The 12,713-nt window shown below is 63.3% G+C and carries 15 protein-coding genes and 1 pseudogene; 9 read left to right on the top strand and 7 right to left on the bottom strand.

Going from position 1 to position 12,713, the window contains the following annotated elements:
- Both EN935_RS07250 and EN935_RS07255 read left to right on the top strand, forming a co-directional pair.
- A partial coding sequence (locus tag EN935_RS07250) for a hypothetical protein (RefSeq protein WP_164771037.1) occupies positions 1-149 on the top strand: 149 nt, incomplete at its 5' end.
- Positions 146-1,174, top strand: coding sequence for an esterase-like activity of phytase family protein (locus EN935_RS07255; protein ID WP_127373239.1), 1,029 nt, complete (start codon positions 146-148; stop codon positions 1,172-1,174). The genes EN935_RS07250 and EN935_RS07255, both read left to right, overlap by 4 nt.
- Before the next feature lie 17 nt (positions 1,175-1,191).
- On the opposite strand, the gene EN935_RS07260 is transcribed toward EN935_RS07255, so the two are convergent.
- The 3 genes from EN935_RS07260 to rpmB form a co-directional block, all read right to left on the bottom strand.
- Complete coding sequence (locus EN935_RS07260; RefSeq protein WP_109671611.1) at positions 1,192-1,863, bottom strand: hypothetical protein; 672 nt, start codon at positions 1,861-1,863, stop codon at positions 1,192-1,194.
- Between the two features lie 3 nt (positions 1,864-1,866).
- Positions 1,867-2,547, bottom strand: coding sequence for a queuosine precursor transporter (locus EN935_RS07265; protein ID WP_127266087.1), 681 nt, complete (start codon positions 2,545-2,547; stop codon positions 1,867-1,869).
- Between the two features lie 162 nt (positions 2,548-2,709).
- Complete coding sequence (rpmB, locus tag EN935_RS07270; protein WP_056583698.1) at positions 2,710-3,006, bottom strand: 50S ribosomal protein L28; 297 nt, start codon at positions 3,004-3,006, stop codon at positions 2,710-2,712.
- A 258-nt stretch (positions 3,007-3,264) separates the two neighbouring features.
- On the opposite strand from rpmB, the gene EN935_RS07275 reads away from it, so the two are divergent.
- From EN935_RS07275 to EN935_RS07285, 3 genes are read left to right on the top strand one after another with little or no spacing between them, the layout of a single operon-like run.
- Positions 3,265-4,053, top strand: a complete 789-nt coding sequence (locus EN935_RS07275; protein ID WP_127265806.1) for a DUF3108 domain-containing protein — start codon at positions 3,265-3,267, stop codon at positions 4,051-4,053.
- Positions 4,054-4,101: 48 nt separating this feature from the next.
- Positions 4,102-5,037, top strand: a complete 936-nt coding sequence (locus tag EN935_RS07280; RefSeq protein ID WP_109671614.1) for an EamA family transporter — start codon at positions 4,102-4,104, stop codon at positions 5,035-5,037.
- Positions 5,034-5,720 carry a lysoplasmalogenase gene (locus EN935_RS07285; protein WP_127265807.1) on the top strand — a complete coding sequence of 229 codons (687 nt, stop codon included), beginning with the start codon at positions 5,034-5,036 and terminating at the stop codon, positions 5,718-5,720. The genes EN935_RS07280 and EN935_RS07285 overlap by 4 nt, the downstream gene beginning before the upstream one ends.
- 1 nt (position 5,721) lies before the next feature.
- Here EN935_RS07285 and EN935_RS07290 read toward each other — a convergent pair whose 3' ends face one another.
- Entirely contained in the window at positions 5,722-6,150 is a 429-nt protein-coding gene (locus tag EN935_RS07290; RefSeq protein WP_126070697.1) for a cupin domain-containing protein, read from the bottom strand.
- Between the two features lie 10 nt (positions 6,151-6,160).
- Positions 6,161-6,928: a hydroxyacylglutathione hydrolase gene (gloB, locus tag EN935_RS07295; protein WP_109671617.1), complete on the bottom strand. Its 768-nt coding sequence runs from the start codon at positions 6,926-6,928 to the stop codon at positions 6,161-6,163.
- A 139-nt stretch (positions 6,929-7,067) separates the two neighbouring features.
- Here gloB and EN935_RS07300 point away from each other — a divergent pair, with 139 nt between their 5' ends.
- The 3 genes from EN935_RS07300 (at position 7,068) to EN935_RS07310 (ending at position 10,705) form a co-directional block, all read left to right on the top strand.
- Positions 7,068-7,856 carry a methyltransferase domain-containing protein gene (locus tag EN935_RS07300; protein WP_126070695.1) on the top strand — a complete coding sequence of 263 codons (789 nt, stop codon included), beginning with the start codon at positions 7,068-7,070 and terminating at the stop codon, positions 7,854-7,856.
- A gap of 139 nt (positions 7,857-7,995) precedes the next feature.
- Positions 7,996-9,822, top strand: a complete 1,827-nt coding sequence (locus EN935_RS07305; protein ID WP_127265406.1) for an ABC transporter ATP-binding protein/permease — start codon at positions 7,996-7,998, stop codon at positions 9,820-9,822.
- Between the two features lie 85 nt (positions 9,823-9,907).
- On the top strand, positions 9,908-10,705 hold the full coding sequence (locus EN935_RS07310) for a DUF1194 domain-containing protein (protein ID WP_126070693.1): 798 nt from the start codon (positions 9,908-9,910) through the stop codon (positions 10,703-10,705).
- A gap of 66 nt (positions 10,706-10,771) precedes the next feature.
- On the opposite strand, the gene EN935_RS07315 is transcribed toward EN935_RS07310, so the two are convergent.
- The gene (locus tag EN935_RS07315; protein ID WP_126070692.1) at positions 10,772-11,707 is read right to left on the bottom strand and encodes a glycosyltransferase family 2 protein; all 936 of its coding nucleotides are present in this window, start codon (positions 11,705-11,707) and stop codon (positions 10,772-10,774) included.
- A gap of 376 nt (positions 11,708-12,083) precedes the next feature.
- Here EN935_RS07315 and EN935_RS07320 point away from each other — a divergent pair, with 376 nt between their 5' ends.
- On the top strand, positions 12,084-12,440 hold the full coding sequence (locus tag EN935_RS07320; protein WP_127265407.1) for a DUF1330 domain-containing protein: 357 nt from the start codon (positions 12,084-12,086) through the stop codon (positions 12,438-12,440).
- Positions 12,441-12,461: 21 nt separating this feature from the next.
- On the opposite strand, the pseudogene EN935_RS07325 reads toward EN935_RS07320, so the two are convergent.
- A pseudogene (locus EN935_RS07325) lies at positions 12,462-12,713 on the bottom strand (glycosyl transferase family 2); the annotation flags it as partial.

The raw sequence follows: 12,713 nt of genomic DNA on the forward strand, positions 1-12,713 counted from the left end.
GCCATGACGTCACGCGCTATTACCGCCGTGCCGTCACCATCGTCGATGCCGAGGAACTGGCCGGCGCCATGACCGAGCAGCTGGCTTCGCTGTTTGCCGAGGAAAGCGCGAAGGATACGCGGCGCGGCGGCATGCGGCGCGCCGGATGATCTCTTCGCGCGGCGGTTTTCGGCAGACGCTTTTCGCCGCCATCGCCCTATTTGCCGGCGTGGGTTCGGCGGCGGCCAGTTCGGCTGGCTCAAGCTTGGTCGAACCGGCCGAGGTGTCGGCTCGCCCGATCACCGAATTCCACATTGGCCATGCCGACAAGCAGTTCGGCCCGCTCGAATTCGTCGGCGGGCTGGAGATGACTTCGCCGATTCGCGATTTCGGAGCGCTGTCGGCCTTCCGCTTCCTGAAGGTCGGTGGTGACTTCATCGGCGTTGCCGATACCGGCTTCTGGTTCTTTGGCACGGTGGTCCGCGACGCCGACAAGCGGCCGTCCGGCATCCAGAATTTCCGCATGCAGCAGATGGTCGACGAGACCGGCCGGCCGATCGACAAGAAATGGGAGGTCGATGCGGAAGGCCTCGCGGTCAAGGACGGGATTGCCACCGTCGGCTTCGAGCGCAACCACCGCGTCGCCCAGTTCAAGATCGACCCGGCCGACATGAAGGCGCCGTTCAAGCAGCTTGATTTCCTGGTTCCGGCCCGGGAGCTGCGCCAGAATCGCGGCTTCGAGACCGTCACCCACGCCAATGCCAACGGCCAGCACGAGGGCGGGCTGGTGGTGGTCTCCGAGAAGAGCCTCGACAAGGCCGGCAACATCTATGCCGCCATCATCGAAGGGCCGCACAAGGGCGTCTTCACCGTCAAGCGCAATGGCGATTTCGACATCACCGACGGCGCCTTCCTGCCGGATGGCGACCTGCTGCTTCTGGAGCGCAGCTTCTCGATGGCCCGCGGCGTCAAGATGCGGCTGCGGCGCATCTATGGCGAGAGTGTCGAAAAGGGCGCCGTCGCCGATGGGCCTGTGCTGCTGGAAGCCGACATGGGCTACCAGATCGACAATATGGAAGGGCTCGACGTCTGGACCCGTGACGACGGCGCGCTGATGGTGTCGCTGATCTCCGACGACAACCATTCGATCCTGCAGCGCAACCTCTATCTGGAATTCATCCTGCACCAGGATTGAGCCCCGCCACTGCCGGCTTACGTCCTGGTGGCTATCCAGATGACATGGCGCGCGCCGCGTCTGCCGTTGGCACGCGTGTTGACCTCTTCGACCGTGAAGTCTGCCTGCTTCAGCCGCCGCGAGAAGCCGCTGTCGGGGCCCTGCGACCACACCGCCAGCACACCACCCGGCTTTAGCGCGGCGCGTGCGGCGCTAAGGCCCTGCAGGCTGTAAAGCGCATCGTTGGATTTGTGGACGATGCCTTCGGGACCGTTGTCGACATCGAGCAGGATGGCGTCCCAGGCCGCGGGCTGCGAGCGTATCAGCTGGCCGACATCGGCCTCCTGGATGGTGACGCGCGGATCGTTGAGACAGCCGCCAAAGATTTCGGCCATTGGGCCGCGTGCCCAGGCGACGACGGCAGGCACCAGTTCGGCGACAACGATTCCGGCATCATTGCCCAGTTCTGTGAGTGCGGCGCGCAAGGTAAAACCCATGCCAAGCCCACCGATCAGGATTCTTGGCTGCCGATGACTGGCAATCCGCCCGCATGACAGTTTTGCCAGCGCTTCCTCGGAGCCGCTGAGGCGGCTGTTCATGAGCTCGTTGGTGCCGAGCATGATCGAGAATTCTGACCCGCGCCGCTTGAGGCGAAGTTCCTGCGCGCCATCCGGGGTCCTTGCCGAATCGAGCTGGACCCAGGGGATCATATTTTAAGCCGCAATTGCCGGCTGGCTCCAGCGGGCGGCGAGCAGCCGGTAGGGGATGAGTGCGACGACGGCGATGATCAGTTTCACCGACAGATCACCAAGCGCCCACGAAACCCAGCGCATCGCGTCGACATGGAAGACGCCCATCAACGGTGCGGTTTCGAGCGCAAAGCTGTCGTTCGGACCAGCGAAGGCAAAGGCGGCCGAGAAAGCGACGGTGAAGAACACGGCGGTGTCGAACACCGATCCGACCAGCGTGCCGATGATCGGCGCCCGCCACCAGCTCTGCCGGCGCAGCCGGTTGAAGACGGTCACATCCAGCAATTGCGCGGAAAGAAATGCCGCGCCGGAGGCCGCCGCGATCCGCACCAGCCGGTCGGCGGCGGTCTCGAATTCGATCAGGCCGTGGCGGAACAGGAAGGGCGGGACAAGGATCGAGCAGACCACCGCCGTCATGAAGCCGACAAAGACGATCCTGCGCGCCACAGTAGGCCCGTAGCGGCGGTTGGCGAGGTCGGTGACCAGAAAGGAGAAGGGGTAGGTGAAGGCGCCCCAGGTCAAAAGGTCGGCCAGCGACAGGCCGCCGACCTGGCCCTGCATCGGGAACTGCACAAGAATGTTCGACGCCACGACGACAAGTGCCATGGCGGCCACGAATGGCAAATATCGCGAGAAGGAAGTCATTTTTTTATCCTGGGTAATGGAACCAGCGGAGCGCCATGCCGAAATCGGATCACGCTCGCTTCGTATTTGAGCATCGGGTTGCCGAAACCTTGCGGATTCGATCCGATGCCAAAGGCCAACAAGAGGTTGGCCAGGGCGGTCGTCCCCCGCCTTTAAACGATGTCAGGCAGCAGGCTGCTCGGCGATCTTCTTGGCAATCTGCTTCTTCAGCAGACGCGCGCGCTGCGACAATTCCTTGACGTCGGCCTTGGCCAGGAAGGCGTCGAGGCCGCCGCGATGTTCGACCGAACGCAGCGCGTTGGCCGAGATGCGCAGGCGCACATTCTGGTTCAGCGCTTCCGAAATCAGCGTCACATTGACGAGATTCGGCAGGAAGCGACGCTTGGTCTTGTTGTTGGCGTGGCTCACATTGTTGCCGGACATGACTGCCTTGGCAGTGAGTTCGCAGGTGCGGGACATTGTTCTAACCTTCAGTTCTCGGGGTCTGCCAAACCTTTGTGCCCACGCCGGGTGGCGCGCGGTTCTGGTCAGGCGGCCTTATGGAAAAAGTTGGCGTTCCATAGTTGCATTTCGCCGGGGCGTCAAGCTCCGGCTTCCCCACGGACGCGCCCGGCATTTTCATATTAAGGCCGGAATTCATCCTATAAGCGGTCTGATAGGGACATGCCAGACCGGAGTTGCCCGCCTCCGGCCGAAAATCAAGGACCCGATCCCGCCATGCTTCGTTCGTCACATGCCCTTGCCACCATGCTTGCCATTGCCTTGCCGTCGGCCGCGTCTGCTGCCTCGCCGCAGTCGTTCAAGGGCGAGTACACGGTGTCGTTCCTTGGTCTTTCGATAGCGAAATCAACGTTTTCCAGCCGCTATGAGAACGGCGCCTACGCGATCGAAGGCAGCGTCAGCGCGGCCGGTCTCGCCAAGTTGTTCGACGACACGCGTGGCACGATCTCCTCCAAAGGCACGATTGCGGGCAAGAAGATGGTGCCGCAGGTGTTCCGTGCCGATTACACCTCCGGCAAGAAGGCGTCCGTGGTCGACATCCGTTTTGCCAATGGCACGGTCACCTCGACGCAGGTCATCCCGGCGCCGGGCAAGCGCGATCCAAAGAGCTGGGTGCCGGTCAGTGCCGGCGACCTGGCATCGGTGCTCGATCCGATGGCCGCCACCGTTGTCCATGCCGACAGTCTCGACCAGGTCTGCGGCCGCACGGTGAAGTTCTATGACGGCGAGATGCGCGCCAACCTGGCGCTGACCTACGCTTCGAAAGGCACGATCTCGGTGCCCGGCTACAAGGGCGACACCATCACCTGCCGGATGGGTTTCGAGCCGGTGGCGGGTTATCGCAAGGGTCGCAAGGCGCTCAACTATCTGAAGAACAAAAGCCGCATGATGGTGACATTTGCACCGCTCGGCCAAACCGGCGTATATGCGCCGATCCACGCCACGGTGGGCACGCAGATCGGCACCTTGACCATCAGCGCCGGGCGTTTCGAAGCGGTACGATAGGCCAGGCGCGCTACTGGAGACAGGGTGGGGCGCGCCACTGGAGACAGAATGGGGCGCGCAACACTGATCGGCTTTTCGGCGGTCGCCATGTGGGCGCTGCTGGCGCTGCTCACGGATGCCTCGGGCCAAGTGCCGCCGTTCCTGCTGTCGGCAATCACCTTCTCGATCGGCACCGGCGTCGGGCTCGTCGCGCGACTATTCATGCCGGCGCCTGACAAGAGCCAGAAGATACCGCCGCAGGTCTGGCTGATCGGCATTGCTGGGCTGTTCGGCTACCACTTTTTCTACTTCACCGCGCTGCGCAATGCGCCGGCGGTGGAGGCGAGCCTGATCGCCTATCTGTGGCCGCTGCTGATCGTGCTCGGCTCAGCGCTGATGCCGGGCGAGCGCCTGGCCTGGAACCATGTCGTCGGTGCGCTGCTCGGCCTTGCCGGCACCGTGCTGATCGTCACCAAGGGTGGTGGCCTCGCCTTCGACGCCCGCTACGCCTTCGGCTATACCATGGCCGCCGTTTGCGCCGTGCTGTGGTCGTCCTATTCGCTGTTGTCGCGGCGCTTTCCGTCGGTGCCGACCAGCATCGTCACCTGGTTCTGCGCGGCAACCGCGGTGCTGTCGCTCGCCTGCCACCTGGCGCTGGAACAAACCGTGCTGCCTGACGGCGCCGGCCAGTGGCTGGCCGTGCTCGGCCTTGGCCTGATGCCAGTGGGTGCTGCCTTCTACGCTTGGGACATCGGCGTCAAGCGCGGCAACATCCAGGTGCTGGGTGCTGCAAGCTACGCGGCACCGCTGTTGTCGACGCTGGTGCTGATCGCGGCCGGCGTCGCCGAGCCGTCGCTGCGCATTTTCGCCGCCTGCGTGCTCATCACCGGTGGCGCGGCGCTGGCGGCAAAGTCGCTGTTCCTGCGCAAGCCGGTCGCGACCGAAAGCGGAGCCGGGGCATCCGAAAGCGGAGCCGGGGCATCCGAAGGCGGAGCCCGGGCATGACGATGCCGTTTGCGGGCGGCATCGACGCCAACGCCAATGCGACACTGATCTTTTCGCTGGCGGCGGCGGTCATCTACGCCTTCACACTTGGCATGCCGCCAACGCTCGCCCGCTCGGCGGCAAAGACGCTCGCAGTGGCGATGCTTGCCGTGCTGGCGGCGCTGCAAGGCGGCCCGCTGCTGCTGGTCGCCGCCCTTGCGCTTAGCGCCGTTGGCGACGCCTTCCTGTCGCGGGACGGCGAAAAGGCCTTTCTCGGTGGGCTGGCCAGTTTTCTCATCGCCCACATCGTCTATGTCCCGCTGTTCCTGCGCAGCGGCGGCGGGTTGAGATTACTTGGCGCCGAATCCTGGCGCGGAGCGATCGCGCTCGCCATGGCGGTGTTCGCGATCGCCATGCTGGCGGCGCTGTGGCGTCGCGTTGGTCCCGGCCTGCGTATCCCGATCACCGTCTATGTCGCTGCGATCCTGGCAATGGGCGTTTCGGCGCTGACGACAGGCAGCATCTGGATTATCGGTGGCGCGCTGTTGTTCATGGCATCGGACGGGTTGCTCGCCACGGAGAAATTCCTGGTGGCTGCCATCTCGCCGCATCGTGCCTGGATGCGTTTTGCGGTCTGGGTGCTCTACTACGTCGCCCAACTCGCGATCACGCTAGGCTTCCTGCTAAATCAGGCTTCTTATTGAGTTAGGGTTGTTTCGGCTGCCAGCCGGGTGCTGCCAGTTCGAAGGCGGCAAACTCGAAGCCCGGTGCGACGGTGCAGCCGACCAGCGTCCATTCGCCCAGGCTGCGCGCCGATTGCCACCAGCCTGCCGGCACGACGATCTGCGGCCGCTCGCCGGCTGCGAGATCGATGCCGAGCACCTGCTCCACAACGGCGCTGCCTTCTTCCCACATCGCCAGCGCCAGCGGGGCGCCGGCGTGGAAATGCCAGACCTCGGCGGCGTCCTTGACCCGGTGCCAGGCCGAAACCTGATGCTGTTCCAGCAGGAAGTAGATCGCGGTCGAATGGCCGCGCGCGCCGCCCGCGCCGTCGCGAAAGGTCTCGGCGTACCAGCCGCCTTCCGGATGCGGTTTCAAACCGAGCGTCGCGATGATTTCGGCGGAGCTGGTCATGGTCGATGCTCTAGAAGTTGTCCTTGCGCTTGCGGATTTCGGCAAAAACCTCGGCGTCCGAGGCTTTCTCCAGCCCGAGATGCTTACGGATCGCCGGATCGTGCCAGCGCAGGAAGGGATTGGTCGACAGTTCCTCGCCGATCGTCGTCGGCAGTGTCGGCTTGTCGGCGGTGCGCAGCGCCTCGATCTTGGCGGCGCGTTCCTTCAATGCCGAATTGGTCGGGTCGATGCTCAGCGCGAAGCGGGCGTTGGAGAGCGTGTATTCGTGGCCGCAATAAATGACCGTTTCAGCCGGAAGTGCAGCCAGCTTCTTCAGCGAATCATACATCACCGGCGGCTTGCATTCGAACAGCCGCCCGCACCCCAGCGCAAACAGCGTGTCGGCGGTGAACGCCACACTCGACGCCGGCAAGTAGTAGGAGACATGGCCGGCGGTGTGGCCGGGCGTGGCAATCACCTCGATCCGCTCATCGCCGAGATGAACGACGGAACCCTCTTCGACGGGTTCGTCGATGCCGGGGATCTTGGCCTTCTCCGCTTCCGGGCCGACGATGCGCAATTTGAAGCGCTCCTTCAGCGCCAGATTGGCCTCGACGTGATCGACATGATGATGCGTGGTCAGGATCATCGTTGGCGTCCAGCCGGTGCGCTTGAGCGCGGCCAGGATCGGTGCCTCCTCGGGCGCGTCGATGATCGCGGTTTGGCCGCTTTTGGGATCATGCACCAGCACGCCGAAATTGTCGCTGCGGCACATGAACTGTTCGATTTCGACCGGCATCGCATGTCTCCATTGTCGCCGCAGACATAGGGTGCTGGCACGCGGATGTCATCCCAGGATGTTGAATGTCATTCCCGGAATGTCGGGCTCATCGAGGCCTTTTGTTGAAACCCGCCGATATCACGGCTACATCCCTGCCATGCATTCCGACATCGTCGATCTTCGCTCCTTCTATTCGACAACGCTCGGCCGGTTCGCCGAGCGTTCGATCACCATGGCGTTGTCGTCGATATGGGCAGCCGTTCCCAACGAGCGGCTGGTTGGTCTGGGTTACACTTTGCCCTGGCTGGAGCGGTTCGGCACCGACGCCGAGCGGGTCTTCGCCTTCATGCCGGCAACGCAAGGCGCCGTGGTGTGGCCGGCGACAGGGCCGACCGCCACGGCACTGGTCTTCGATGAGGAACTGCCGCTGGTCGATTCTTGCATCGACCGCATGCTGCTGGTCCATTCGCTCGAACATGTCGAGAACCCGCGTGAGACGCTGAATGAGATTTGGCGCGTGCTGTCGCCGGCCGGCCGGGTGGTCATTGTCGTGCCCAACCGGCGTGGTGTCTGGGCGCGCTTCGAGCACACGCCGTTTGGCAATGGCCGGCCTTTCTCGCGTGGCCAGCTCACCGAATTGCTGCGTGAGGCGAATTTCACGCCCGCCGCCTGGTCCGATGCGCTGTTCTTTCCGCCATCGCGGCGCCGTTTCATGATGCGGTTCCACAATGTGCTGGAACGCGCCGGCCGGCGACTGTGGCCGATCTTTTCCGGGGTCATCGTGGTCGAGGCACAGAAGCGGCTCTATCAAGGCGTGCCGGTCGCCCAGCGCGCCTCGCGCCGTGTCTTCGTGCCAGTGCTGTCGCCGCATGGCGCCACCCGGCTTGGCCGTCGCAATGAGGCCGGGGACACCAAGCCATCGGTTGCGCGGGTGACGGCTTCGTGATCGCGGCAAGAGTGCCTGAGGCCATTTCCCTGCCTATCTGTCGCAAGCGGACTGACAGCCTATTTGGCAGCCCATTTGAACGACGGATGCCTTCAAGTCTCACCAACCGGCTTCAGCACTGAACGCAAGGATCTCGGCCATGGCTGATCAACCGGGCAATGCCGCCGCCGCTCAGCCGGTTGCCGTGGCGGTCGAAGCCAGCAGCCTGAGCGATCAGGTGGCGACGATCAGGCGGGCGCTGGCGGGGTCGCCGGTTCGCAAGTGGTTGCTCTGGACATCGGTCGGTATCATGGCCGTCATCATCGCAACGTCGATCGGCCAGGTTCTGCTCAACCGCTGGAATCAGCCTTTCTACGATGCGCTTGCGCGCCGCGACATGGCGGCCTTCCTGCACCAGCTTCTCGTCTTTGCGGCCATAGCCGGTGGACTTCTGGTGCTCAACATCGGCCAGACCTGGCTCAACCAGATGATCAGGCTCAAGCTGCGCGAGGCGCTGACGCTGGACCTGATCGACCAGTGGATGCGGCCGGCGCGCGCCTTCCGGCTGGCCAATGCCGGCGCCATCGGCGTCAATCCCGACCAGCGCATGCAGCAGGACGCCGCGCATCTGTCCGACCTGTCGACCGATCTCGGCGTCGGCCTGCTGCAGTCGTGCATACTGCTCGTGTCCTTCGTCGGCGTGCTGTGGGAGCTGTCCTCGGGCTTCGTGTTCCACATCGGCGGAACGTCGCTCGCCATACCGGGCTACATGGTCTGGGCCGCCATCCTCTATGCCGGCATCGCTTCCTGGCTGAGCTGGCTTGTCGGACGCCCGCTCATCCGCCTGAACAGCGACCGCTATACACGCGAAGCCGAGCTGCGCTCCTCGATGGTGCGCGTCAATGAGAATGTCGATGCCATTGCGTTGTATCATGGCGAGGCCGACGCCAGGCGACGGCTTGAACTCGACCTCGGCACGGTGCTGGGCGCCATGCGACGCATCTACACCGCCCAGATCAACCTATCCTGGGTGACCGACACCTATGGCTGGATCACCGTCGTGGCACCCATCCTGGTCGCCTCGCCGGTCTATTTCGCAGGGGATATCAGCTTTGGCGGGCTGATGATGGCGGTCGGTGCCTTCAACCAGGTCCACTCGTCCCTGCGCTGGTTCATCAACAACATCGGCAGCATTGCCGATTGGCGCGCCACGCTGATGCGCGTCGCCGACTTCCGCATCGCGCTCGATGAAACCGATGTGCTGCACGACACGGAAAAGCGCATCGTCTTCGGTGAAAACGCCAATGGCAGCATGACTTTCGAGACGCTCGAAGTGGCCTCGCCGGAGGGTTGCACCAAGCTCGCCGACCAGCATGTCGAAATCCGTGCCGGCGAGCGCGTCATGATCACCGGCGACCGGGGCGCCGGTAAGACGCTGTTCTTCCGCGCCATTGCCGGCCTGTGGCCATGGGGAAGGGGGCGGATCGGCCTGCCGGCGGGAGAAACCCTCATATTCGTGCCGCGCGTCCCTTATTTCCCGGCCGGTACGTTGCGCGAGGTCCTCGATCACCCGAACGGAGCTGCGCCCGCGAGCGATGCCGACATTTCGGCGGTGCTCGCCGAGGTTGGTCTGGAACGGCTGTCGTCGTCGCTCAATCGCGCTGGACGCTGGGATCACGAACTGGGCGATGACGAACAGCGCTCGCTGGCCTTCGCCAGGCTCGCCTTGCGGCAGCCGAAATGGGTGATCATCGACGAAGCCATGGATGCGTTCGACGGGCCATCACTACGGCGCGTGCTGTCGATGCTGGAGAAGCGTTTGCCTGACGCCGCGATCCTCAACATCGGACGCGGCCTGCACAACAATCAGTTCTTTCCGCGCGCGTTGACGATCGTCAAGGATTCCGGCGCGCCGGCGCTGAAACCTGCTCGCATCAGGGCGGGTGCTATCGAACCGCCGCCAGCCGGCGCCCGCCGCAAGACATAGGCCGATATCCGGATTGCCGGCGCAAAGCTTTATTTTGCCGTGATCGCGAGGGAAGCTCTCCGGGAGAAACAACCCTGCGACGGCCATGCTTGATGCTCTGCGCCTGCTTGCCTGTCTTGCCTGCGCCCAGGCCGCGCCCGCCGCCTCGCCGACGGATGCTCTGCCTGTGGACGTCGAGCTGGTGCTGGCGGTCGACATCTCGCTGTCGATGGACGAGAAGGAGTTCGCCCTGCAGCGCGCCGGCTATGTCGAGGCGCTGCGGCATCCCGATTTCATCCGGGCCGTCCGCGCCGGCGCCACGGGCCGCATCGCGCTCACCTATTTCGAATGGGCCGGCACGGTGCGCGATGACGCGGTCATCGGCTGGCAGATCATCGACAGCGCCGAGAGCGCCAACAGCTTTGCCGACAAGGTCGCGGCCCGCCCGTTCCGGAGCTTCCGCGGCACATCGATTTCCGGTGCATTGGCCTTCGGCACCGAGCTTTTCGATCGCACCTCTTTCGAGGGCGAACGCAGCGTCATCGATATCTCCGGTGATGGTCCAAACAATATCGGGCCGCCGGTCACCGCGACGCGTGATGCGGCAATCGCCAAAGGCATAGTCATCAATGGACTGCCGATCCTGATCAGCCCGTCGCCAACCTTCAGCCATCTCGACCAGTATTATGCGCAATGCGTGACCGGAGGACCCGGTTCCTTCGTGCTGCCGATTTACGCGGCGGCCGAATTCTCGACAGCCATCCGGCGCAAGTTGATCCTCGAAGTGAGCGGCATCCGGGACAGGATCATCCCCGTCGACGCGGCCGCGCCGATCGATTGTCTGCAAGGCGAGCGGGACAGGCGGTTCTTGTCCGATCCGTATTTTCCCGAACTCGACCGGTGAGCCTTGCCGGACTGTTGGTGCATGTCGTTATCCCAAAACCGCTGGACACTTTTGGGCGACATGCAATTAGGCCGGCCGGGCGCCAAATTTGTCGCGGAACTCATTGTAGAGATCGCGGCGCCAGCGCCGACCATGGACATAGCCGTGCATCAGCTCCGGCAGCGAGTAGCCGAGCGCTTTCGACTCGCGATTGGCCATGTAGCCCTTGAATGCCTCCGGTATCCGGCCTCTGAGGATATCGGCGATGATCTGCCGCGAGATCATGTAGGGCGGAATGTGCGGGTAGGCGTGGGCAATGTGCGGGTGTTTGCCCATCAGGTTCGCATAGGCTTCGACATAACCGTCACGGCGGCCCGAAATCGAGTTTTCCGAATTGTATTTCGTCCAATCGATGTCCTCGGACAAACGCGCGCCATAGCGACGGGAAAGCCGCAGCAGCAATTCCCGATCCTGCATCCGGGTGATGTCACTATCGTAGCCGCCAATGCCCAGCAAGGCTTCGCGGCGGGCGGTTATCGCGGAGCCGGCGATGAAGATCGTCTGCGCGACCAGCGTGCGTTCCAGCATGGTCGGGCTCACGAATGCATCGCGATTGACGCAGTTGGTGGCGCGGTTGCCCTTCAGGGAGACGAAAGAGCTGATCAGCACCTGAAGTGCGGGATTGTCATCGAACCAGGCCAGGGTCCCTTCAAGTCGGTGCGGCAGGTAGACGTCGTCCGAATCGAGGAAGGTCACCACCGGCGCGCGCGCGCGCTCGATGCCGGCATTCCTGGCGGCGTTGGCGCCTCGCCATTTGGCGCCGACATAGATCAGCCGCGGATCCTGGATGCGCGCCAGCGCCGCCTCGGTCCCATCGGTCGAGCCATCGTCGACGACAATGTGCTCAAGCCTGGGCATGCCCTGGGACAGCACGCTTTCCACGGCGCGCAACACCGTCTCGCGCCGATTGTGGGTCGGCGTTATGACCGTGATGAGAGGTGCGTCTTCGATGATCCCAGCCATGTCGTGTCAGCTGTTTCCTGCGCAGGACTGCGCGTCTATCCAGGACTTTTCGATTTTCAGAACGGTCGAATGGATCGGACTTTTCCTTTCCGGTCATCATCTTCGACGCGACGCTACAAAAAGACGCTACAAAAAACAGCTTCCTGTGTCACCCACAGTGCCAGCACTCAACCCGCGCGAGATAACGAATTCCCGTTGCTAGCGTTCCAATTGCAACAGCACTGCCGCGCAGACTCGCGAATCACCATGGAAGCGACCCGCCGTGACAGGATAGCATACACTCCATTACCTCAGACGTAATCGCTTCGCACTCGTCGTGTGGTCAGATTGTCCTTGCGAGGCCGGCACTCGGCTTCGATGACAAGGGAGTACAGTCATGACCGCCTACGCCGTTGCCCATATGCGCCATGCCACGATGGGTCCGCAGATCGTCGAATATCTGCACAGGATCGATGCCACGTTGGAACCGTTCGGCGGTCGTTTTCTGGTTCATGGCGGCGGTGTGGAGGTGATCGAGAACGACTGGCCGGGCCACCTGATCATCATCGAATTTCCCGACCGGCAGCACGTGCATGGCTGGTACAATTCGCCACCCTACCAGGCGATACTGGCGCTGCGCACGGGTAATTCGGTGTCCGATGTGGTGTTCGCTGACGGCGTCGAACATCCGCACAAGGCGACGGATGTTCTGGAAGAGTCGACGGTCCCAGACCAATTGAGCTTAGAAGCGTGATTCAGGGATCGGGAAAGGCGCCTAGCTGTGCCCGACATAGTCAGGCACGATCTCGATTTCGTCACGAACAATGCCGGCGGCGAAACTGAACTGGCCCCAAAACGCCAGGGCATAAAATGCCTGACCGACAATCAGGGAAAATGGAATTTGCCAAGGCGGCATCCCTGTCTCTCGGGCATGGCCGACAATCCGTCGTGTCGTGCGCCACGACATGGTGAACCATCGGCTGAAAGACTTGGCCACCCGTTGCGTACGGCCAGCCGAATTGAGCGC

The sequence above is a fragment of the Mesorhizobium sp. M7D.F.Ca.US.004.03.1.1 genome, from assembly GCF_003998635.1.
GTDB lineage: Bacteria > Pseudomonadota > Alphaproteobacteria > Rhizobiales > Rhizobiaceae > Mesorhizobium > Mesorhizobium loti.